The following is a 21968-nucleotide window of genomic DNA, read 5'->3' on the forward strand; positions in this document are numbered from 1 at the left end:
GCCTCGGCGATTCGCGCCCGACTGCCCGCGGCGGCTCTCGCCGGGCGCAGTACCGAAACGAATGAAATGGTCACGGAAGTTGGCGCGGCAGAATCCAACGCGCACACCGCCGGGCGGCAAACGTGGGCGCCGGCGAACTCAACGCCTGTACTCTGCGTCTCATGCGGCGCGTGCAGAAGCTCTCGGTATTGCTTGCGGTGATGGTCCTGACCGCGGCGTCCGTCCGCCATCTATGGCCCGCGGAAATGCCGTCGATGCAATTCCGAGATGACTTCACCACATTGGACACCGGCAGATGGACTGCGGGAAAGGAGCACACGCTCGGTCGAAGCGTGATGAAGCCCGGGAACGTCGACGTCGAAGACGGCATGTTGCGACTGAAGATGTCGCCCGGAGTGCTCGACGGCGCTGAGGTGAAGACAGTGGCAGCGGCTCCGGCGGGGGTACTCGAGGCTCGGCTCAAGCTGGCCGACGCGCCGACATCGGTGACCGGGCTGTTCTTCTACGCGGCCCCCGACCTCGCTCAAGAGATCGACATCGAGCTGTACAACCAGCCGGCCGGGCGTATCCGATTCACTTCGTATTCGGGCGGTGCGCTCACGCACACCAGTGAGCAGGCGCTGCCGTTCGACCCGACCGCGGATTTTCACCTGTACGGGATCGCCTCGACCCCGGCCGGAGTGGAGTTCTACGTCGATCACGAGCTGGTAGAGGCGTGGGACGGCGGCGTACCCCGTGAGCCGATGAACGTTTACCTCAACACGTGGTATCCGCAGTGGCTCGCCGGGAAGCCCGTGTCCGGGGTCCGGTACACAATCGTGGACTACGTCGCCCACCGGCGGTGATCAGCGGCCGCCACTCACCGGAAGAGTCGGGTCAAGCCCGGCTGAGTCATCGCGTGTGGCGCTGCGGCTTACCGACGATCGCCATGGCCGGCATCCCTTCTCACACGAAATCTATGGCGTCTGGGTCGTGTGGCCAGAGTGAGTGCCGCCTGGGGGTTGGCGCCGGTGGGTCAATCGAGCGATGCAGACTCCGAGCCGCGTGGTATGCCTCACCTAGCGCCGCCATGGGCAGCCGATCCGACGGGATCCGGAACAGCGATTCGGTGCCGGGCCGGTTCCGTAGACCGCGGTAGTGGTACTCGGTGGGTTCAACGCCTTGCATGGGCAGTTTGCGCCGGTCGCCGTGGACGATTTCGCAGTTGTCGTACTCGCCGACGGCGAGCAGCGGCGGACTCTTGTGCCGCTGCGTCCGCTCGGCGATATACAGCGCGGCGATGTCGTATCGGCCGGGCGGGATCAGGAAGCGGTACGAGCCCCCGAGCCGAACCCATGCCACCCACGCGCCGTCCCCACTGACGCCATACGCCGCACCTGTGGCGATGATGTATACGCTCGGCGGATGTCGCCTGTCATACCTGGCAGTCATTCCGAGCAAGAGGTCGAAGCCGCTGGCGCTGCCGCCACGGAACATGCTGCCGCCTGAAATCTGGGCCATGCGCACTCGGGTCGGCCGGAACCATTGCCGGTCCTCGGCGACCTGGTAGGTAAGACTTGCGACCTGAGCAGCCGACCCTACGGCATCCCAGTCCAGCACCAGAGTCCTCCTCAAGGTACACCGGTAAATGCGGACCTCTGGATCGATCGTGGCACAGATGGACAACGTTCACTATGTTGATCAATAGTCCTGGCGTTACGCAGCGTGGGGCGTGGCGGTCATAGCGATCCGTTGTGCCAAACCGCGTAGGCATTCATTAGTCCCGATCCGCGTGCGGACTGGAATAGATCGTGCGCCGAGTCTGCTGGTCTCACAGCTCGTCTCATAGCCGACCGCTGGTGCGAGGAACTTGGTAGTGGCGCCGGATACGGTCCGGATGCAGTCCAGCCAGCTGCGAGTCCGGGTGTCGGGCACCCGTCGCTGTCCAAGCAGTCAGAACCGCTGGAATGGACCAGCAGTTTTACCTGCCGTTTCGTCGAGATCCCGGTCGCCGACCGCTACGCGCGGGCCCAGAACTGCGGGATCGCGACGGCTGGTCAGCTGGGCCGTCGACGGCGCCGGGGCTGGAGAACGACACCGAAGGCGCCGCCGGGCGCGACGACCTGGGTGGCGGCCATTGCGACGCCGCGATCTGGGCTCCGGTGATTGGCGGCACGGGCGAGATCTCGTCGAGCAAGCGCTGCGCCAGGGCGGCGTCGATCTCGAGGTCAGCGGTGACGCGCACGTCGGCTGCGGTGGCCAGATCCACGACATCGTCGCTGGTGAACGCAGCAGCTCCGAGAGTGCTCAGCCGCCGCGCGAACTCCTGCACATCAATCATCTTCAGCCTCACCCCGAAATCGCTGATGATCCACCCTAACCTCTGCTGCGGGCGAGGTCCGCACTTGTCACCGAGACTGGGCAGGTAACCGGATCGACGCGGTCTGCTGGCTCAATGGCGGAGCTGTGGACTTTCGATCGTCGTGGCGGGCAGAAGCTGCCGCCCCATCCACCGTCCCGGCTGACGGCCTCCCGCTCGCCACCCGAGCAACGGTGGCCGTCCCGCCACGACCGGACTGCGGTGCTCCTTCAGGCGTCCATGGATCACCGACGGTGAGACCGTCGGGTCAGGTTAGCGGTGTGCAAGCCAAACAGTCGGGATCGACAGTTGGTGATCGAAGCACGTATTGTCCGGGCGGCATTCTGATCACGGGGGTTCGGGCGCCGTGGGCAAGTTTCGTCTCACCACGGCGGCCGCGCTGGCCGTCTCGTTGACCATGGGGGCGTCGCCGGCGCTCGCCGCCGATCCGCCGGTCGACGCCGGCGCACCGGTCGTCGCCTCGACGGGCCTGATGGGCGGTCAACTCGTCGGCCAGAGCCGGCGACTGTATCCCAACTGGACCGACGACAACGGCGTGACCAAGGTCGAGGTTCTTGGTTCCGACAGAACCCAGGGTTGACGTACGTCTGGAGATTCCGGAATGAGTTACATCTTCGACGCCGACGACAGAGTGGTCTGGAGCCCTGCGTCACAGGTTGGAAAGACTTACGTAGGGCTCGCTGACGCCCTATCGGATGCAATCTCCGTCCCGCATGGCCTATCCCCTATGGCGAGCGATTATTATGAAATAGGGAGTAGTCAATTCCGAACTTTCGTTGAGGCGCTGAACAGCGAGTATTCGATCGGCCACCGAGTCGCGCAAGGCCTCATCCGCGGCTTCGTCCTCACCTCGCTGGTGTTACTCGACAGAATGAATAACGGAATGCGCGAACAGCTGGATGCCAGCACGGTTGCCGCAATGACGGAACTATCCTCGGCCATGCCGGAGTTGTAGTCTCTTCACGTTCGACCGCGCCTAGGCTGGGCGATGTGCCGCAGTGCATCCAAGCGCGTTACTTATATCGTGCCCTCACCGTCGTCGGCGCCGTCGTCTATGGAGGTCGCGCTTCGTTGGTCGACAGTGACTACTGTTCCAACGAACACGACTAACGCGTGACTGTTCCGAGAGCCGCTTCGGGCAGCCGCGGCCGCGCGGCGGCCCAGCCGCAGGCCGATGTGGGCCTGCTCGTCACCAGGACCGATGGTGCCCAGTTCGACGGCGGCGCCGCACGAGTAGGTCAGGGTGGCCGTACGGGCGTATCGGGGTACGTGGGCCGGTGACGTGCGGGTCGACCTGAGCGGTAATCGGCCAGCGTATCCGGTGAACACCGGCGTTCGGGATGTCGCCGAAGGAAGACCACATCCCGTCCGAACCGCCAATCCTGCTCAGCAGTGCTTCTGTCAGGGTTGTAGCCCCATGAGCAGCGCAAACACCGACGCGCCAGGGACAGGGCACTTGTCACCGAGCCTGGGCAGGTACCCTGATCGTCGCGGGCTGCTAGCTCAATGGCAGAGCTGTGGACTTTTAATCCATAGGTTCCGGGTTCGAGTCCCGGGCGGCCCACGCTGAGCTGCGGTTATGTCAACGACAGTGTGCATCAGCGCGGACCGGAGAGACCGACCGCGCCTTCAAGCTGCCCGGTCACTTGGTTCATACTCGGCGGTTGGCGCTGTCACAATGACCAGGGTGAGTATCACGCCGCTCCTCGCTCTCGGACTCCCCATGGTTCGGATTCTGCTGCGGCTGCAGGAGCCGTCGGCCAGCGATCTCGCCGACTCGCTCAAGGACTTCCAGGAGCTGGTCGCCTCGGTCCAGGACGAGGGCGACCGGCGCGAGATCGCCCGCAACCTGGAACACATCTCCGACCGGGTCGTACGGCGCCTGGACCAGTTCATCCAAGTCGAGTTCCGCAACATCGGCGAGGGCGACGTCGCGGCGGCGGCCGGCGTCGTCTCCCAGGCTCTCGCCCGCGCCGGAACCGCGGACCTCACCACCGTCGTCCGCAGTGACGTGCAGGTGCGGGCTCTGGAACAGCACACACTGACGCACAGTTTGTTCCGGGCGCAGGCGGCCGAGCTGGGCGGCGATCCTGAACGGCTCGCGCACGCGCTGCTGCGCGAGAGCTGCTTCGAGGTCGTCGAACTGGCCCGGCGACATCCGAATCTGACGGTGTCGGCGCTGACCAGCCTGCTTGTTCGATCGAGTGAAATGCGCGAACTGCTGGATGCGGTGGAGCGGTCGCTGCAGGATCTGCCGGCCCGGATCGCCGCCCTCGGTGGCGCCGATCGCAGGTCGGACCACCAGCGCGAGGTCGACGAATTCTCGGTCGACTACCGGCGGGCGGTCGCGAACGACTACGACCGGCTCGAGCTGTACGGCGTGGACCTGATCCGCGACGTGCGGCGATACTCGCTGACGACCGCCTATCTTTCGCTGCGGCTGGCGATGTCCGCGTCGCGGAGCGAGGGCGCCAAGCCGGTCGATCTCGCGAAGATCCTCCCCGAGCACGGGGGGATAGTGATCCTCCGTGGCGCCGCCGGCGCCGGGAAGACGACGCTCCTGCAATGGCTGGCCACCAGTGCGGCGCGCCAGACTCTCGGCGGCAGTCTCGAACATCTCAACGCGCGCGTGCCATTCGTGATCAAGCTGCGCAACTACGTTTCCAAGCCTTTCCCGGACGTCGACGACTTCGCCGCGGTCACCACGCGGAGCAATCTTCAGCCGGAACCGGAGGGCTGGAGCCGGGACGCCGCCCAGGGAAGCATCCTGCTTCTGGTCGACGGTCTGGACGAACTCCCGAGCAGACGACAGCGCGAGTTCATCGATTGGATCGACGACTTCCAGCGTCTCCGCTCACAAGTGCTGACCGTCATCACGTCCAGGCCCGCCGCGTGGACGTCGCTGCGGGATCTCTCCCAGCTTCGCGGTGACGAGGTACGGGTCGCCGACGTCCTGCCCATGGATCGTGAGCAGATCCGCAGTTTCGTGCTGCACTGGCACACAGCCATCGCCCTGCAGCTCACCGGTGCGGAGCGTGCCGCCGTCGAAGGTCAGGCGGCGAAGGTCGCCGGGGTCGTCTCCAGCGCCCGGGAGTACCGGTTACTGGCCTCCTCCCCGCTGCTGTGCGCCGTGCTCTGTGCGCTCTTTCACCTGAAGCGTGGAGTGCTGCCGGCGAACCGGATCGAAATCTACGACACCCTGCTCAACCTGCTGCTGGGCGACCGGGACGCGCACAAGCGGGTCGAGGTCGACGAGGTACGGCTGAGCCCGACCGAGAAGCGCCTGATCCTGGAGGACGTCGCGGACTTCCTGCTGACCAACGGCCTCTCGGAGTCGACGTTCGCACGGGTCGAACGAGTGATCGCCCGCAGCCCGCTCGCGCACCGGTTCGCACCCGCAACGGCCGCGGACATTCTCCGGCATCTCCTGGCCCGCTCCGGCGTCCTGCGGGCGCCCAGCGAGGGAACCGTCGACTTCGTGCATCGCACGTTCCTGGAATATCTGGCCGCCCGGTCGCTGGTGCGTCACGACAAGATCGAGATGCTGGCCGGCAACGCATTGCAGGCCAACTGGAACGAGGCGGTGGTCCTCGCGGCGGGGATCGGCATCGACCGCCAGGTCGAAACCCTGGTCGCCACCGTCCTGCAGAGGGTCGAAACCGGTCAGGGTGACCGTCAGGCCGACAAGAGCATGCTCACTGCCACCTGTGCGGGGTTCCTCGACACCGCGGTCATGCTGCCCGAGGGAGCTCGTTCCCGGATCCTCGAGGTGATCCGAGAGGTCGTCCCGCCGGAGAACGAGCCGGAGGCGCGGGCCTGCGCCTCCGCCGGCAACAGCATCCTGCCGTACCTCCGTTCCGCCCTGACCGAGGCCGAGATCTCCGCCGGCGCGCTCCGTATGGCCATCCGGACGCTGGGCGAGATCGGCACGGTGGAGGCCCTCGCTGTGCTCGGCGCGATCCCCGCCGAGCGACGCCTCTCCGCCATCGAAGCCCTGGTCTCGGTCTGGTCCTGGTTCGATCCGAAATCGTTCGCCGAGGTCGTGCTCAAGGACCTGGCACCGCCCGGGCCGATGACCGTCGTTTTACCGAGCTCGACTGTTCTGCCCCACCTGCACGGCTTGCACGAGCATTTCGAGTGGCACTGCGTGGTCGAGGTCCCCGAGAAGTCGTTCGCCGACAACTGCCGTCAGGCCCCGGTACGCCGCCTGGCCGCCCGCAACCTCAACATCCTGCACGACGCCCGGGTCGCCACCGGCCAGTTTCTGTGGACGATGCCGGAGTTACGCACCCTCTCCGCGAGCGGCCTGACCAGCCTGCGCCCGGCTGCGGACGGCGTCCCGCGGGCGGAGAACGCCCTCGCCGTGCTCCAATTGCGCTCCAACAGCCGCTGCGACCTCGATGCGGATCTCTGGCCGCACCTTCCGCACCTGACCGAGGTCTCACTCGACGGCGACTTCGTCTGCGACTTCAGCGGCGTGGACTCGACTCTGTTGACGCGACTGCACCTGGTCGGAAACATCGCGCTCAAGGAGTGGAAAGACTTCGGGTTGGGTGGTCTGACCGAACTTCGCGTCGCGGGCCTCACCGATCCGGATCTACTGTGGCACCTCGTCGGGCAGGCGCCCCACCTGCGTCATCTTGTCGTCGAGGACCTTCGCGAGGTCTACGACCTTGCCTTCGTCGCGGGCCTGCCTCGGCTGGAGGTCCTCGAACTGCACGGGTTGGGCAGCCTCTCCGACATCGCGACGCTGGGCGACCTCGACCGCCTGACCTCGGTCACGATCACCGGGCAACATCGGCTGAACTGGTCGCCAATCCTCGAACGACTCTCCACCGCGGACCTCGAATTCCGGGTCGACTTCCTGGATCTCGAGATCTCCATGGCCCGCCGCCGCACACGGTCGGTGCCGTGGCTCGACGTGGAGAGCACCGGCACCCCTGAAGAGCTCGACAGCGTGGATGACCTTCTCGAAGAGATCGAGGTCGAGGTCGACGTACGGGACGATCCGGCCCTCTCGGAGGAACTCGACCGCACCGAGTGGGACAGCGGTGAGCCGTGAGCCGGCTGACCGGATCGGGCGGCTTCGACCCATCCGTCGACCTCGCACACCGGCTACAGCAGGCGCCCGTCACCGAGGTGACGGGCGCCTGCTGTAGCCGGGCCTACGGGGCGGCAACAGCGTCCGGGTCCAGCGCAGCGGGGGTGGCCACCGTGTCGCGAGTCGCCTCGAACTTGACGTCGAAGTTCGTCGGGAAGGACTGGCCCTGGCACGCTTCCGTCGCGGACTCCTTCAGCGTTACCGCCTTCTTCAGGATCACCGAAACGGTCGTGCCCTTGTTCAGCACCAGATTGCTACCGGGGGTGTACGTGGCGACCTGGAAGGAGTCCGTGCAACCGTCGTTGACCGTGGCGCCGGGCTTGATGGAGACAACCTTGCCCTGGACTGTGTTGCTTCCCGGGTTCGACAGGGTGATCTTGACGTCGCCGGATTCGCCGGGCAGCAGCAACTTGGTGCTGCTCGAGTAAGCGCCGTTGACGTTGCGGCCGAGCCACTGACCGTTGACCGACAGCGGTGCGAACGTCTCCGAGCCGACGCCGGTCGGACTCGCGGTGGCGGTCTGGTTGAAGGTCGCGTAGGCCACGCCTCCGAGGGTGATGCCGACGACCGCGATGCCGGCACCGATGACGGACAGACGCTTCTTGTTCAGCGACATACTCGTTCTCCTACAATCAGGGCTGTGCGTGCTGTCTTGGTCGGATGCCGCACAGCGTGAATGGGCTGGCGGTGACCTGATGATCGGTCGCCGCCGGTCTTGCTTTTCAAGCTATTGGTCAGAGCTGCCAGTGGGCGGTGAGCCGTCGACCGCTGCGGTAGGACTCGGCGTCCCGGAGACGGTTTCCCCGGTCGGTGTGCTGCCAGACGAGGGTTCTTGCCGAGTTGGTGATGCTCCAGCGCCTGTAGCCCTGGGCTTCCTGCCGGTCTCTGATCGGTCGATATGCCCGACCGTAGGACTCGCGAGATATCCCGTTGATGGTTTCGGGGGAGCCTTGACGGCGGGCGTTACTCGTACAGTTTCAGACTTGGGACTGCCGGACGCCCTCGCAGTGGGCGTCGCTTGTACGTCCTGGGCGGAGCGGTCAGCCGGCTGAGTCGTCACGGACGGAAGATCGGTCTGCCCAGGTACGCCGGTCTCGACCTTCACCGTCATTTGTGCGGTTCTCACCCATGACGGCTCGTCCATCGCTGCGAAGGCGATACCGCCGATGCCGGCCAATCCGAATGCACCCGAGATGCAGAACGCGAATGCCAAGCGACGATGTCGCTTCCGACGCTGCGGGAGCCCGGAAACTGACATCTGCATCTCCTTACTTTCTCGATCGGTCCAGACGGGCTGCGTCGAAGCCACGATGCGAACTTGTCCCGCCGCCTACTGGCCTGAAAGAAGCTAACCCGTGATGGGCCTTTCGCGCAGTCACGCGGAAGTGGTAGTCCGCGCGGGGGTGCGACACCCGGTTGATCGGCTCGACCAGAGGATTATTCGGCGAGGCGTCCCAGCTCAGAGAGCGTCAGAGGCCAGGCTCGGCGAGCCTGGCCTCGATGGAGACTGGGGGTCCGACTACGACGGCTGGTTCCGCCAGCCCAGCACCTTCATCCGGCGCCTCCACGCTGTCATCGGCGTCAACGACTGTCTCACCGCATGCGGATCTGGCTCGCGTCGGATCGGAACAGGCGCGGGGCGAAGTCGATCAGGTTTTTCTGCCAGGTGTCCCAGCCGTGCGGGCCCGGGGTGACCCCGGCGAACTCGTATCGGACACCGATCCGGTCGAGGGCCGCCATCGATGCCAGCGTGATCGGGTAGACGAAGTCGGTCACGTTGCCGGTGTATATGCGCAGCAGCTTCGTCCCGTTGTTGATTGCCGTCGGGTCGTAGCCGGTTGGGTCGGGTGTGGGGGAGAAGCCGATGCCCGCGGAGAAGGTGCCGATGTAGGCGAATTCGCCCGGGTGGGTTTTGAGCACGTCGAACGTCTGGAACCCGCCCATCGACAGGCCGGCGAGCGCTTGCCGGGCCGGGTCGTCGGCGATGTGGTAGCCGGCCCGGGCCGCCGGCACGATGTTCTCCAGCAGTTCCTTCGGGAAGTTGGAGACGTTGCCGTTGCCCATCACGACGACCATCGGCACGAGGGAGCCGTCCAGGAACTCGTTGTCGAGGATCTGCTTGGCCCGTCCCATCTCCAGCCAGTCGGTGTAGTTCTGGCCGCCGCCGTGCTGGAGATAGAGGACCGGGTACGGCGTCGGCCGCGCGGGGTCGTAGCCGGGCGGTGTCCACACGTATGCCGAGCGTTCCTCTCCGGCCACCGTGCTCTGGTAGGTGAGCCGGTTCACGGCGCCGCCCTTGCCTGCGGGGACGTCGGCGAGCAGACGCGATTCCTTTCCGGGTACTAGGAACGAGCTCCACGTCGGTTCCGTGGTGATGCTTGTCGGGTTCGACGTGTCCTTCTTCGAGGCCAGGTCGACGATGAATTTGTAGTAGTAGAACCAGGGCTTGAGCGGTCCGACGGTTACGCGCCACCGGTCACCGGTGCGAGTGAGCGGCATGTTGACCCAGCTTCCGCCGGGCGCCCAGTTGCCCCAGAGCGTGACGTGCTTCGCCCCGGCGAATTCGGTGCCGGTCTCGGCGGTGACGAACACGTCCCCGTTGACCTCCCGGGTCAGCCACGGCGTCGGGGTGGTGCCGGGCGCCGGCGGCGTGAACTCGTGCCGTGGCACCAAGTGACCGCGGCTGGGGCGGTGATTGTGCACCGGGCGGAAGAGCCGCGGCGCGAAGTCGGTCAGGTTCTCCTGCCAGGCCTTCCAGTTGTGGCCGGCGTCCGGGTTCACCCCGTCGAACTCGTGCCGGACATGGGCCTTGTCGAGTTTGCGCAACAACCGGACGGTGGGGTTGTACGCGGGATCGGTCATGTTCCCGGTGTACAGCCGCAGCAGCTTGATGCTCGCGTTGACCGCCTTGGCGTGCACGCGAAGGCCCTCGTCGGCGAACACGCCCCCGAACGAGCCGACATAGGCGAAGGAGCCCGTACGGGTCAAGGCGGTCCGCACCGCCTGCACGCCGCCGGCCGATGCGCCGGCGATCGCCTGCTGCCGGGGATCGCGAGTGACGTTGTATTTCCTGTCGATCGCCCGCGGGAGCGGGGAGCGCGAGACGTCGTCCTCGTCGCTCATCACGACCACCATCGGCTCGATCCGGCGCTGCACCGAGAGGTTGTCGAGGATCTGTCCGGCGCGACCCAGTTCCGTCCAGTCGGCGTGGCCTCCGCCTTCGCCGGGCAGGAGATACAGGATCGGGTACGGGCGCCGCCGGTCGGCGTCGTATCCCGGCGGCGTCCACACTGTCGCCGACCGTTGCTCCTGCGCCGTGGCGCCTGGATAGGTGACCGTCTCGACGTGTCCGCCCTGCCCCGGTGCCACATCGGCGAGGTATCGCGCAGAGTCTCCCGGGACGAGGAAGGTACTCCAGGTCGGGTCCGAGGTCACCGAGGTCGGGTTCGTGGAGTCCTTGACGACCTTGGTGTAGTCACCGCGGAGGCGGTAGTGGTACAGCCCCGCCGGCAGCGGACCGATTATCGACGTCCAGGCGGTGCTGTTGCCGGAGCGCACCAGACCGAGTTCCGACACGTTGTAGGACGGGCCGAAGTTCCCCTCGACGACGACGGAGGACACGTCGCCCATGGTGTTCTGAATGGCCTCCGCCGGGACCGCGAAAGACGCGAAACCATCGGACACGGTCAGCCACGGTGCCGCAGCTTCCGCCGCTGCCGGCTGCGCGCCGGCGGCAGCGGTCGCGGTGCCCATCGAGACGGTGACGAGCGCCGCCAGGAACCGGCGTGCGCCCCGCTGGTGGTGGAATGATGCTGACATTTATCCACTCCTTTGCGTTCAGACGACGCACCGGAACTCCTTGCGACGAGGAGTTCGAGGCAGGGTCCGAAACTTTCGGATTTCTACCGGAAGCAATGACAGCAATCTATGCGTTGCCTCTTCGGGCGGTCAAGGTAGGGAGCGCCGAGCGGGCCGGCCGCAGCGCAAAGCCCGAGGTCGGTTGCGAGACCGCCGCTGGTGGCGGTGACGTGGAGGCCACTGTGGCCGAGACGACGATGCTTTATGAATCAATCATCGACAGGGCGGTCGTAGGTGAGGAATGCAGCGCCGCTGCCCAGCACGGTGTGGTCGGTGAGCTGCCAGCCGCGCGGGTCGAACGTGGCGGTGCCGGAGAACAGCGGGATGCCCGTGCCGATGGTCAGGGCGCCCACCTTGAGGATCAGCTGGTCGATCTCGGGATAGAGCGCACCGGCCAGTTCGGCGCCGCCGATCAGCCAGATGTCCTTGCCGTCCTGGCGTTTGAGGTCGCGTGCCGTCTGGACCGGGTCGGTGGCGACCAGTTCGACGGTGGGGTCCGGGCTCTCGGTGAGGGTCCGGGAGAAGACCAGGTGGCGCAGGTGCGGGAAGGCGTTGGTGACCCCGGCCTCGAGCCCGATCTCGTAGCTGCGGCGCCCTTCCAGCACGGTGTCGAAGTGAGTGCCTTCGGCGGTGATGGACAGGGCGGCGCGGGCCGGGCCGGGCAGCGTCTCGGGATAGTGGGCTGCGATGTGCCCGATGTAGTCGGCCGGCAGGGGCCAGAAGCCGTTCGGGCCGGTGGGGTCGGCGCCGTCCGGGCCGGCGATGAAACCGTCGAGGGTCGTGGCGATGTAGTACACCAGCTTGCGCAACGGGAGCCTCTCTTCCGGGACTGCCAGGCGGTGTGCCCGGGGTGGTCGATGAGGATCTTTCCATGGCCGTTCGTGCACCCGTCGCGATCACGGACTGCGCGAGAACCTGCCGCCCCGTCAGCGGCCGTGGTGGACGTGGGCAGCCCACTGGGTCGGCAGGTCGGGGTAGCGGGCACGGTGAACGCGGACCGCTCGGTGCAGGGCCGTCGCCGCCGCGGCCGTGCGATCCGGCCCCGCGAGGTGGGTGTAGAAATCCTCGGCGATCAGCACGGCGGCGCGGTCGTTGACCGGCCACAGGGTGCCGACGACGGCGAGGTATCCGGCGAGCTGGAACGCTGCCGTCAGGTGCACCGCCTCGTCGGCGTGGTCGGCCGTGGTGTGGGTGACGCTGCACGCCGACAGGTAGGCCAGCTTGCCGCGGTCGAGGCGCAGTCCGCTGATGGCGGTGACCGTCAGCGGGTGGTCGAGGTGGTCCCGCAGGAGCAGGCGGCTGTCGGTCGGACTCAGCAGATCGGCGATGCCGTGGCAGGCGAAGTGCGTGATGTCGTGGCGCGGCAGAGCGGCCAAGACAGCACCACGGTCGGGTGAGCGCAGGATCGTCGTGGCCGGCAGCAGCCGGGCGATCAGCTCCGCTTCGACGGCCGCCCCGGGCAACGACGCGGCCCCGGGCGCCTCGGGCACGGACACCACCAGGGCGGAGATCGCCCGGCGAGGGCCGGGTCCGGCCCGCCGGGCGTGGGCGAGCGCGCGGATCGTGCTGGTGTAGGAGGAGACCACCCGATCCGGTACGGCGTCGCGTCCGCCTCCGGCGTGGTGTCCCGCGGCGTGGAACGGCAGCAGCGTGCACGGACCGACCGGGCACCACCAGAGTCTCGGCCACGGCTGCCCGTCGGGCGGCGGACCGGTCCGGCCCAGGGCGGTGAGGATCGGGGCGGCGGCGGCCTCCCACAGCCACTCGAGGACGCGCAGCACGTCCTGTTGCGCCTGACGGCGTTCGGCGACGGTGCCCGGTCCGGTCGCGGAGTGCTGGGCGCGGTGCAGCGCCGCGACCCGGTCGTCGACCGTCGCCAGGCTGAGCAGCGGCAGCTCCACGACGACGACCGGCTCGCCGGGGTCACTCGTGACGATCAGGGCGCTGCCGTGGTCGCGCTGAGCGACGATGCAGACGACCGGTCCCTGGCTCGCCTGTTCGCGGAGCCGTTCGATCGACGGTGGCAGGAGGAAGTCGTGCAGCCCGGCCTGGGCCCGGATGCGTGTCATCAACTCGTCCCAGCTCCGGTTCAGCTCGGCGCGCATGGCGCCCAGCGCGTCGCCGCTCGGTGGTTGGGGACCGATGTCCCCGCGGCCGGCCCCGGCGGGCGGAACACCCATGCTGCCCTCCATCGCCCGGGTCAGCTCGTCCAGTTCCGCGGCCAGCAGCGGGACCCGGGCGCGCAGCTCGGCCAGATCCCCGCGCAGGTCGAGAAGTCCTCCCAGGGTGATGCCCCGGGCCTGCTCCAGCAGCTCCACGGCCCGGGCCGGCCGGCCGGACCGGATCGCGGCCGCCGCCGCCGTCGAGGCCAGCCCGGCCATGGTCACGGCGTGATGTACGCGGTCGTCGAAGCGCAGGAGCCGGGGCGCGATCCTCGGGAGCAGACTCACGCCCAGTTCGGCCATCGCCAGAGCGGCCTCGGGGTTCCCGGCGCGCAGGTTGGTGTCGGCGGCCTTGACCGCACCCCGGCCCCGGACGTGCACCGGTGCGGTGGTGGCGTTCGCGGCTTCGGCGTAGGTGCGGCAGCACTCGGCCAGGGTGGCGGGGTCGCCGCCGCGGTCGTACCGCTTCTCCAGTGCCAGGCCCAGGCGGAGCAGGGTGAAGCCGCGTTCGGGATCGGCCGGCGGGATCAGCGCCAGGGCAGCCCGCCCGGTGTCCACCGCGGCGGTGAGGTCCTCCGGCCGCCCGTGCACGGTGAACGACGTCACCAGGGCGGCGCAGAGGTCGGCCAGCCGATCGCTGCGGCCCGTCGTGTCCCCGCCGACCTCGACCGCCTCCCGCAGCGTCCGTACCGCCTCGTCGGCGAGGGCCGGCCGGTCTCCGTGCTCGGCTGCCATCCACAGCACCCGGCCGAGCGCGGTGACGAAACTGACTCGCTGCGGATGACCGAGCGGTAACCGGGCGAGGGCCGCCCGGGTGAGTTCGATGGCCTCGTCGAGCAGAGCGCGGCGCCGGGTGCGCTGGAACAGGACGATCAGCGTGTTGGCCAGATTGACCTGGTGGCCGTCGGACCACGCCCCGACCGGCCCGGTGGCGGTGACCACGCGTCGGCCCACTTCGACGGCTTCCTCCAGCACCGCCAGTTCGCCGCTGACGGCGTACGAGATCATCAGCGTGGCATTGAGGTTGCTCAGCAGGCCGGCCGCGTACGGGGAAGCGGGCCGCGCAGCGGCCACCGACTCCCGGGCGGCGACCACGGCCTCGGCCAGGATCTGCCGATCCCCGTCCAGCTGGTGCAGTTGCAGCAGGGCGATTCCCAGGTTGGCCAAAAGGCCGGCGGACTCGTCGTCGGCGTGCGGTGCGGTGACCGCTGCCCGGCAGAGTTGGACGCTCTCCTCCAGTACGGCGCGCTCGCGGGTCGATCGGTACCGGGCCTGCAGCACCGTGCTGAGTCCGCTGAGGCAGTGGCTCCGCAGCCGGTGACCGTCCGGTACAGAAGCCAGCGCGTCGCGGCTCAACCGTTCGGCGTGGTCCAGTACCTCGATCCGGCCCAGCCGCTCGTATCTCGCCACCAGGGCCGTCACGTAGTTCCCGACGTACACGGGGTGGTCCGGCCCGCCGGGATCCGACATGGTCACCGCCCGGCTCAGGAACCGGACCGATCGGTGCAGCTGGCGGAGCCGCCCGGTTCTGACGTAGGCCTCCAGCGCCCGCAGACCGCGGGCCCGCGCGTTCACCGGGTGCCACAGGCTCCGGTTCCTGATCCCGCTCAGCAACGCCAGCACGGGCAGCGCCATCCACCACGTGGCCCAGGTGAGATAGATCAGCACCGCGGCCGCCGCGAAGCCCAGGACACCGGGCAGGAGCATGACGGCGAGGCAACTGAGCGGAATCCACCAGGGGCCGCCCGAGACGGCCAGGAAGATCGTGCCGGCGATCCCGGCCAGCGCCACGCCGCATCCGCTGTCGACCTGGACGCGTACCTTGGGATCCGCCACATCGAGCATTGTCACTCAAGCTCGTACACTGCCGGTCCATCAAGGAGGGTCCCGTGCCGATGACCCGGCTCGCCGCCCTGTGCGCGAACCTCGATCTCGATCCGCGACTCCGGGAAGCACTCGATGACGGTGGCCTCACCGGCACCCAGTGGGACGCACTCGTGGCCGTGGTCCGTGCCGGACGGCCGGACGACGCAGTCGTCGTCGCGCTGCTCGACGCCGTGGAGGACGCGGCCGGCTCCGCCGGTCTGGACGGCATCAGCACCGGACCGCGCGGATTCGAGCCACTGCCCGGCGGCACGGCCGGAACCCGGGCGGTGCACGGATGGCGGTGCCCGCACCCGCGTCCCTGTGGCCGGGGCGAGCCCGACCGCGCTGGGCGGGCACCCGCCTGTGCGCTGACCGGCGACCCGCTGGCCCCGGTACGGATCGTCAGCGAGTGACCGGGTTCCTCGAGGCACTGGGCAAGAAGGCTGCCGAGCGGTGGCTGGTTCTGCTCGTGCTGCCCGGTGTCCTGTGGCTGGCGACCGCTCTTGTGGCCGTGCACCTCGGTCACCGCAACGCGCTGCACCCCGGCGTCGTCGTCGACTGGATCAGCCGGTGGACGAAGGTTCCGCACCCCTCGGGCCTGCTCGTGGCGATCCTGGTCGGAACGCTCGTCGGCAGTGCGGCGGCGGGCCTCGCGGCGACCGGCGTCGGCTGGGTGTTGCGGCGAGCCTGGCTGACTTCCGGCCGGCGCCGGCCCGCCCGGTGGCTCGTCGAGTGGCGGCGAGCCCGGTGGCGTCGCGAGTCCCGCCGGGTCGAGGTGCTGGTGGCGGAGGCGATCGGGGCGGCGGGCACCGCTTCGGAGGTCGTGACCGGGCCCGGGATCGCCGAGGCGCTGGCCCGCCGCGACGCCGTCGCCCTGGAGGTGCCGGACCGTCCCACCTGGATCGGTGACCGCTGGCGGGCTGCCACCGTACGGGTCCGGCGGGCGTACGGCCTTGATCTGACCGTCGTCTGGCCGCGGCTGTGGACCGTCCTGCCGGAACAGCTACGGACTGACATCGCCGCCGCTCAACTGGCCTGTACCTCCGCGGCGGGCCTGACCGGGTGGGCGGTCCTCTACGCCGCTCTCGGCGTGATCTGGTGGCCCGCGCTGCTCATCGGCGTGGTGGTGGCGGGCGCGGGCGTGTTCCGGGCGCGGACCGCCACCGCCACCGTGTGCGATCTCGTGGAGACCGCTGCCGACCTCTACGGTCATGCCCTCGCCGAGCAACTCCGGATAACTGTGTCGGGGGCGCTCACCACCGATGTCGGCGACGAGATCAGCGTCCGGCTCCGGAAAGACCCGTCCGCCGAGCCAGGCTGACTCGCAATGCACCCGGAAATCCCCTGGCTGTAGGGGCCAACTAGTTCGGCACACTGCAAATCCTGCAACTCCTTGTTATTGCATCGAGGTATATCTATTGTCGCCAGGTAAGCGCTTTCCTGCCTGTGGGCGGTGGTGCCACGCTCTCGATGACGAAGGTGAGACAGGGATGAAAAGATCAGTTGCCTTGCGCTGGATGGCCGGCGGGGCCACCGCGGTCACCAGTGCCGCGATCCTGCTGGCGATGCCGATGTCGCAGGCTTTGGCCGCCGACAACCTGAGCCTCGGCGCCGGCGCCGACGGCTCCAGCAAGGCCAGCGGCACCAGCTACGGCAACGTCAAGGACGGCAGCACCAGCACGTACTGGGCGCCGGGCAGTTCGACCGGTTATGTCTCGGTCAAGTGGGGCAGTGCCACCACTGTCTCCTCGGCCGTCATCAAGCAGGCCTCAGGTGGTGGGTCGATCACCTCCTGGCGGCTGCTCAACGCCGACAACGGCGCCGTCCTCGCCAGCGGCAGCGGCAGCCCGAGCAGCATCTCCTTCTCGTCGACCTCGCTGAAGAAGCTCACCCTCGACATCACCGCCGCATCGAGCGCGCCGCGGATCGCCGAGTTCGAGACCTACGCGACCGGCGGCGGCTCCACCCCGACCAGCACCCCGACTGCCGGTCCGACCAGCAGCCCCACCCCCGGGCCGACCAGCAACCCGGGCACGCCGACCGGTGCGTGGCCGGCTTCGGCCGGCTCGGTCAGCGTTTCCGGTACGGTCAACGTCTCGGGCACCTTCGACGGCGGCATGAAGACGTACTGCTGCATCGGCGACGGTTCGCAGAACGAGTCGCAGGACCCGATGTTCAAGATCGCCAACGGCGGCACCCTGCAGAACGTCATCATCGGCTCGCCCGCCGGTGACGGGGTGCACTGCGAGGGCACCTGCACCATCCGCAACGTGTGGTGGAACGACATCGGCGAGGACGCCGCGACCTTCAAGGGCACCGGCAACGGCACCAGCTACGTCATCGGTGGCGGCGCGCGGTCCGGCAGCGACAAGACGTTCCAGCACAACGGCAACGGCACAGTCAGCATCTCCGGCTTCTACCTGAGCGGCTCCGGCAAGCTCTACCGCGGTTGCGGCAACTGCACCAACTCGTACGAGCGGCACGTCAAGATCGACAACGTGCTGCTGAACGACATCGACATGGTCGCCGGCATCAACAGCAACTGGGGCGACACCGCCACCATCACCCGGGTCACGATCAGCAACAGCTCCAGCGTCGTGGTCTGCGGCAAGTACCAGGGCGTCAGCAAGGGCAGCGAGCCCAAGTACCTCGGTGAGGGCTGGAACGACAGCAACTGCAAGGTCAACCGGAGCGACATCACGATCAGGTAGACCCGATGTCCTTCAGGGCGCCCGCCGATCGGTGGGCGCCCTTCTGGTCATCAGGCGCAGGTCGGCGGGGCTTCGCCCGGCCCGCACGGCAAGGTTGTACAGGTCCGAGCCCAGCGGCTGGTACACCCTTAGTGGCGCCCAGAGGATGTGCACGTTCGTGCACTGACAGCGTGCGGTGCACGAACGTGCACATCAGTTATGGTGTGTACGAACGTGCACACACGGAGGCGCATGATGCGGATAGCCAGCGCGCGGGACCTCGGCTTGGCGGTCCGTCAGGGCAGGCAGGACCGTGGCCAGACCCAGGCGGAGCTTGCCGCTGCGGCCGGAGTGAGCCGCCGCTGGCTTTCCGACCTGGAGGCGGGCAAGGCGACCGCTGAGTTCGGTCTGATTCTGCGCACGCTCGACGCGCTCGGAATCGGCCTCGACGCGTTGCCCGTCGAGCCCGCGCCCGGTGGCATCGACCTTGATGCCCTCCTCGGGGACACCGGGAGCGGGCGTGGCTGAGCAGGCCGGGAAGCGCTTGGCGGTCCTCATGGCCGGCAAGCAGGTGGGGCCTGTGGGGCCTACTGCCTGACAACGAACGCGTGATCGAGCGGTGGGCGCGGACCTACCAGGTCTCGGCGGGCAACCCGTTCGCACTGCTACTGCATGTCGGCGAGGACGGTGCGGGGGCGGCCCAGTTCGTCATGCCGGAGCGGGTTGAGGCGGTGCTTCTCGATCCGGAGACCGACCGGTGGGGCGAGCCGTGGGGTGCGGCACCGACGACCGACATCCTCAAGCCCGCGGTCGCCGGACTGGACGGACACGCAGACCGGGCTGACGGCGATCGTGCGGGACATGGGCCTGCCGATCACCACCATCGTCAGCGACGTCACGCCGAAGGTGTTCAAGGCGTTGCTGAACATGGACGCGTACGTGCTCACCGGCGAGGACGGCAGCGAGGCCGTGCAGACCTGTCAGCGCTGGCTCAACGCGTCCTACATCGGACGCGGGGAGTTCTTCGTCGGTCCTTGCGACGGGCACTTCTCCCGCAACGTGCAGACCGCCCTGGTGTACGCGATCCAGTACCAGCTGGGGATGACCGACAGCCAGGTCACCGGGGCCATCGGGCCGGGCACGCGGGCCGGTCTGCAAGCGCAGGCCGGCGTGCGGAACGGCTCCCAGGACAACGGGCCGACCGGGTGGGTCCGCTTGTTCCAGTGCGCGCTGGCGTTCAACAACTACGGCAACCGCTGGGGCGACGGGGGCGGCACGTTCAACGCCGAGATGGAACGCATCGTCAAGGTCTTCCAGCGGTTCTGCATGCTGGCCGAGACCGGTGCCGGCGACTACCAGACGTGGATGTCGTTGCTGGTCTCGACCGGTGACCCGGAACGGTTCGGCAATGCGATCGACTGCATGATGCCGTTCAACAGCGCCCGGCTCAAGACGGTCAAGGACCGCGGGCACACCATCGTCGGGCGGTACCTGACCGGGGGCACCAACAAGGTGCTGACGCATTCCGAGATCGCGCTCATCACCGAGGGCGGGCTGTCGTTCTTCCCGATCTACCAGGAGTTCGGCGATGGGGTCGAGCACTTCACCTACAGCCAGGGCCGCAGCGCCGGCGCCGCGGCCTGTGCGGCCGCCCGCGGTTTCGGCATCCCGTACGGAACGGTCATCTACTTCTCGGTCGACTTCGACGCCCAGGACGGTGAGATCACCAGCTCGGTGATTCCGCACTTCCAGGGCGTACGGGACGCCGTGGCCGCCGACGGTGACCACTACTCGGTCGGCGTGTACGGCTGCCGCAACGTCTGCATCCGGTTGCAGGCCGCGGGCCTGGCCAGCCGTAGCTTCGTCAGCGGCATGTCCACCGGCTTCAGCGGCAACCTCGGCTTTCCGCTGCCGCAGAACTGGGCCTTCGACCAGATCAAGAACCTGACGCTGGCCGCCGGTACGCCCGGCGAGCTGGAGATCGACAACGACATCGCCTCGGGACGCGACCTCGGGGTCAACAGCGTCACCCGGCCGCGGGACCCGAACGACGGCTTCTACACCATGCTCATCTGGCTGGAGGCGCGCGCCGGGCAGTGGCGCGAGCAGCACGGCGAGCGATCCGCGCCGGAGCTCGTCGCGCAGTGGCTGCGGATGCGGTCCAACACTTTCGGCTTCACCGGGTCGGACACCGTGTTCGGGGAGCTCGATTCCGGCTTCATCGACTTCGTGCGGGGCTACGCCGGCCGGCCCGACGACCGGCCGCTGCGCGATCCCCGGCATCTCTGGGACTCCGACCTCGACCACTTCGGCGCGTCGTTCGGCGCCGTGCTGAACCACGACATCGCCGGCGACCGCAGTCAGGTCAACCTGGCCGACTTCGGGACCTGGGGCGGCGACGCGCTGAGCGTGCTGGGCCAGTGGTACCAGAGCGGCCTGCCGGCCTCGCAGGCGTACGCGTTCGCCGCCGACCGCCTCGCCACCCGGGCGGACAACTCCTACCTCTCGCTCGGCGACTACATCGCCGACGTCGACGCGTGGGTCCTGGGTCAGCAGAGCCGGGCCGATCCCGACGTTCCGCTGTCGACGCTCTTCAAGCAGGCGTACGCGTCCTCGGCCACCGCGAGCAGCCGGTACGCGAGCTTCTTCGCCCGCCGCTTCAACTCCGACGCCGACCTCGCCAAGGCCGCCGCGAACAGCATGTGCTACGAGCCGGGGGACTCGGCGACCGTCTGGATCCGCGACGTGTTCTGGCTGAAGCAGTTCGGCGACGTCCTGCACCCGACCCCGGTGTACCTGCCGGCCGAGGCGCGTGAGGGCGTCGCGCGGGCCTTCGCGGATCTCGTCGTCCGGTACGCCCGTGCGTGACATGCCTGACAAGGAAGGAAGCCACCTGATGATGCCCTGCGTATCGCGCCGCCAGATTCTGACAGTCGCCGGGGTCGCGCTGGGGGTCGGCGTCGTCGACCTGGCCGGGCCGGGATCGCCCGCGTCGGCCGCGCCGAGCAGCGAGGTGACGCTGGAGCCGGTCGCCGACCAGCCCGTCGCCGTGCTCTCCGGTGACGGGGCCGCCCCCGCTGTCTGCCCGCGGCAGCTCGCGGTGAAGGTGCTGCGCGGCGTCGAGCTGCCCGCCGGCGCCCAGCTGAGCGTGACGTTCGACCCGCGCCTCTACGCACCCCTCAGCGCACCGGTCATCACCCGCAACGGCCGGATCGTCACCGCCGCCAGTGCTGTCGTCACCAGTGCCACGACCGGCCTGCACACCAGCACCGTCACGCTGGAATCGGCCGTGCCGTCCACAGGGGAGCTGCTGCTGATCGTCGGCACCGCGCACCCGTTGCTCTACCCGTACGATCTCGTCCGGCAGCCGTCGGTGCCGACCGCCCAGCTCGGCCGGACCGCGAAGAGCGCCCCGGCCGAACGGCGCCTGCAGCCGGGTCGCCCGTCGGCGTTCGGCGGGCCGGCGACCCCGTGGGGCATCGAGCTCGATGGCGCGTGGAGCCGGCACAGCTGGGGTGACCGGGCGCAGTTCGGCTACTACCACCCCATCCGCGTGACCTTGCGGAGCGTGGGACCGGGCAAAGCCCGGGCCACGTCGGCGTTCGCGGTCTCCCTCGACCCGCAGCTGATCACCAGTGTCCGGATCACCGCCGTCGAGCTGAACCGCAAGCCGTACCGGGGCGGCGCGGACCTGACCGCCACGCGGCGGACCGGCTCGCTGTATCAGACCCGCTGGCGGGTTCCGGTCCGGCTGGCGCCCGGCGACGTGCTGGACGTGACGCTGACGGCAACCCGGCTGACCCCGCCCGGAGCGCTGCCCACGATCAAGCATCCGGTCGTGAGCCTGCTCTCGGCGGACGACGCCGGCGCTCGGCGATCGACCGGCAAGAGCACTCTCACCAGGGCGGATTCGGTCTGGCAGTGACGTGTTC

General features: G+C 68.4%; 17 protein-coding genes, 1 tRNA gene and 1 pseudogene. 14 read left to right on the top strand and 5 right to left on the bottom strand.

Translation table 11 applies throughout. The features are described from left to right. The first annotated feature begins 161 nt into the window (after positions 1-161). Positions 162-845, top strand: a complete 684-nt coding sequence (locus AB0C12_RS21890; RefSeq protein WP_360550665.1) for a glycoside hydrolase family 16 protein — start codon at positions 162-164, stop codon at positions 843-845. Between the two features lie 100 nt (positions 846-945). Here the strand turns inward: AB0C12_RS21890 and AB0C12_RS21895 are convergent, their stop codons facing one another. Then, positions 946-1599, bottom strand: a complete 654-nt coding sequence (locus AB0C12_RS21895; RefSeq protein WP_360550667.1) for a hypothetical protein — start codon at positions 1597-1599, stop codon at positions 946-948. A 517-nt stretch (positions 1600-2116) separates the two neighbouring features. On the opposite strand from AB0C12_RS21895, the gene AB0C12_RS21900 reads away from it, so the two are divergent. From AB0C12_RS21900 to AB0C12_RS21925, 6 genes are all read left to right on the top strand, one after another. After that, entirely contained in the window at positions 2117-2359 is a 243-nt protein-coding gene (locus AB0C12_RS21900; RefSeq protein ID WP_360550669.1) for a hypothetical protein, read from the top strand. A gap of 346 nt (positions 2360-2705) precedes the next feature. Further along, positions 2706-2939, top strand: coding sequence for a hypothetical protein (locus AB0C12_RS21905; RefSeq protein ID WP_360550671.1), 234 nt, complete (start codon positions 2706-2708; stop codon positions 2937-2939). A 21-nt stretch (positions 2940-2960) separates the two neighbouring features. Further along, the gene (locus AB0C12_RS21910; RefSeq protein WP_360550673.1) at positions 2961-3314 is read left to right on the top strand and encodes a DUF6086 family protein; all 354 of its coding nucleotides are present in this window, start codon (positions 2961-2963) and stop codon (positions 3312-3314) included. 158 nt (positions 3315-3472) lie between these two features. Beyond that, entirely contained in the window at positions 3473-3640 is a 168-nt protein-coding gene (locus AB0C12_RS21915; protein ID WP_360550675.1) for a hypothetical protein, read from the top strand. A 211-nt stretch (positions 3641-3851) separates the two neighbouring features. Beyond that, positions 3852-3923, top strand: a tRNA-Lys gene (locus tag AB0C12_RS21920). A gap of 123 nt (positions 3924-4046) precedes the next feature. Next, positions 4047-7421 (top strand): NACHT domain-containing protein, encoded by a 3375-nt coding sequence (locus tag AB0C12_RS21925; RefSeq protein WP_360550677.1) that lies wholly within the window; start codon positions 4047-4049, stop codon positions 7419-7421. 103 nt (positions 7422-7524) lie between these two features. Here AB0C12_RS21925 and AB0C12_RS21930 read toward each other — a convergent pair whose 3' ends face one another. The 4 genes from AB0C12_RS21930 to AB0C12_RS21945 all read right to left on the bottom strand — a co-directional run bounded on the left by AB0C12_RS21930 (position 7525) and on the right by AB0C12_RS21945 (position 15325). Then, complete coding sequence (locus tag AB0C12_RS21930) at positions 7525-8076, bottom strand: hypothetical protein (RefSeq protein ID WP_360550679.1); 552 nt, start codon at positions 8074-8076, stop codon at positions 7525-7527. A 977-nt stretch (positions 8077-9053) separates the two neighbouring features. Further along, on the bottom strand, positions 9054-11279 hold the full coding sequence (locus AB0C12_RS21935; RefSeq protein WP_360550681.1) for an alpha/beta hydrolase-fold protein: 2226 nt from the start codon (positions 11277-11279) through the stop codon (positions 9054-9056). A gap of 248 nt (positions 11280-11527) precedes the next feature. Beyond that, positions 11528-12127, bottom strand: a complete 600-nt coding sequence (locus AB0C12_RS21940; protein ID WP_360550683.1) for a dihydrofolate reductase family protein — start codon at positions 12125-12127, stop codon at positions 11528-11530. A 117-nt stretch (positions 12128-12244) separates the two neighbouring features. Beyond that, a complete protein-coding gene (locus tag AB0C12_RS21945; protein ID WP_360551915.1) occupies positions 12245-15325 on the bottom strand; it encodes a CHAT domain-containing protein in 3081 nt (1026 codons plus the stop codon). Positions 15326-15369: 44 nt separating this feature from the next. On the opposite strand from AB0C12_RS21945, the gene AB0C12_RS21950 reads away from it, so the two are divergent. The 7 genes and pseudogenes from AB0C12_RS21950 (at position 15370) to AB0C12_RS21980 (ending at position 21961) form a co-directional block, all read left to right on the top strand. Further along, positions 15370-15759 (top strand): hypothetical protein, encoded by a 390-nt coding sequence (locus AB0C12_RS21950; protein ID WP_360550685.1) that lies wholly within the window; start codon positions 15370-15372, stop codon positions 15757-15759. Then, positions 15756-16667: a hypothetical protein gene (locus AB0C12_RS21955; protein ID WP_360550687.1), complete on the top strand. Its 912-nt coding sequence runs from the start codon at positions 15756-15758 to the stop codon at positions 16665-16667. Before AB0C12_RS21950 ends, AB0C12_RS21955 begins: the two co-directional genes overlap by 4 nt. Before the next feature lie 169 nt (positions 16668-16836). Continuing rightward, positions 16837-18057 carry a pectate lyase gene (locus AB0C12_RS21960; protein ID WP_360550689.1) on the top strand — a complete coding sequence of 407 codons (1221 nt, stop codon included), beginning with the start codon at positions 16837-16839 and terminating at the stop codon, positions 18055-18057. 231 nt (positions 18058-18288) lie between these two features. Beyond that, positions 18289-18564, top strand: a complete 276-nt coding sequence (locus AB0C12_RS21965; protein WP_360550691.1) for a helix-turn-helix domain-containing protein — start codon at positions 18289-18291, stop codon at positions 18562-18564. A gap of 50 nt (positions 18565-18614) precedes the next feature. Continuing rightward, positions 18615-18731: pseudogene (locus AB0C12_RS21970) on the top strand (HipA N-terminal domain-containing protein); the annotation flags it as partial. 166 nt (positions 18732-18897) lie between these two features. Beyond that, positions 18898-20904 (top strand): glycoside hydrolase domain-containing protein, encoded by a 2007-nt coding sequence (locus tag AB0C12_RS21975; RefSeq protein ID WP_360550693.1) that lies wholly within the window; start codon positions 18898-18900, stop codon positions 20902-20904. Beyond that, positions 20897-21961 (top strand): hypothetical protein, encoded by a 1065-nt coding sequence (locus AB0C12_RS21980; RefSeq protein WP_360550695.1) that lies wholly within the window; start codon positions 20897-20899, stop codon positions 21959-21961. Before AB0C12_RS21975 ends, AB0C12_RS21980 begins: the two co-directional genes overlap by 8 nt. Positions 21962-21968: the final 7 nt, after the last annotated feature.

It is taken from the genome of Actinoplanes sp. NPDC048967, from assembly GCF_040649415.1.
Classification (GTDB): domain Bacteria; phylum Actinomycetota; class Actinomycetes; order Mycobacteriales; family Micromonosporaceae; genus Actinoplanes.

Coding starts and splice junctions, on each gene's coding strand:
- AB0C12_RS21890 (WP_360550665.1), top strand. CDS start 162: ATGCGGCGCGTGCAGAAGCTCTCGGTATTGCTTGCGGTGATGGTCCTG.
- AB0C12_RS21910 (WP_360550673.1), top strand. CDS start 2,961: ATGAGTTACATCTTCGACGCCGACGACAGAGTGGTCTGGAGCCCTGCG.
- AB0C12_RS21930 (WP_360550679.1), bottom strand. CDS start 8,076: ATGTCGCTGAACAAGAAGCGTCTGTCCGTCATCGGTGCCGGCATCGCG.
- AB0C12_RS21935 (WP_360550681.1), bottom strand. CDS start 11,279: ATGTCAGCATCATTCCACCACCAGCGGGGCGCACGCCGGTTCCTGGCG.
- AB0C12_RS21945 (WP_360551915.1), bottom strand. CDS start 15,325: ATGCTCGATGTGGCGGATCCCAAGGTACGCGTCCAGGTCGACAGCGGA.
- AB0C12_RS21960 (WP_360550689.1), top strand. CDS start 16,837: ATGAAAAGATCAGTTGCCTTGCGCTGGATGGCCGGCGGGGCCACCGCG.
- AB0C12_RS21965 (WP_360550691.1), top strand. CDS start 18,289: ATGATGCGGATAGCCAGCGCGCGGGACCTCGGCTTGGCGGTCCGTCAG.
- AB0C12_RS21975 (WP_360550693.1), top strand. CDS start 18,898: ATGGGCCTGCCGATCACCACCATCGTCAGCGACGTCACGCCGAAGGTG.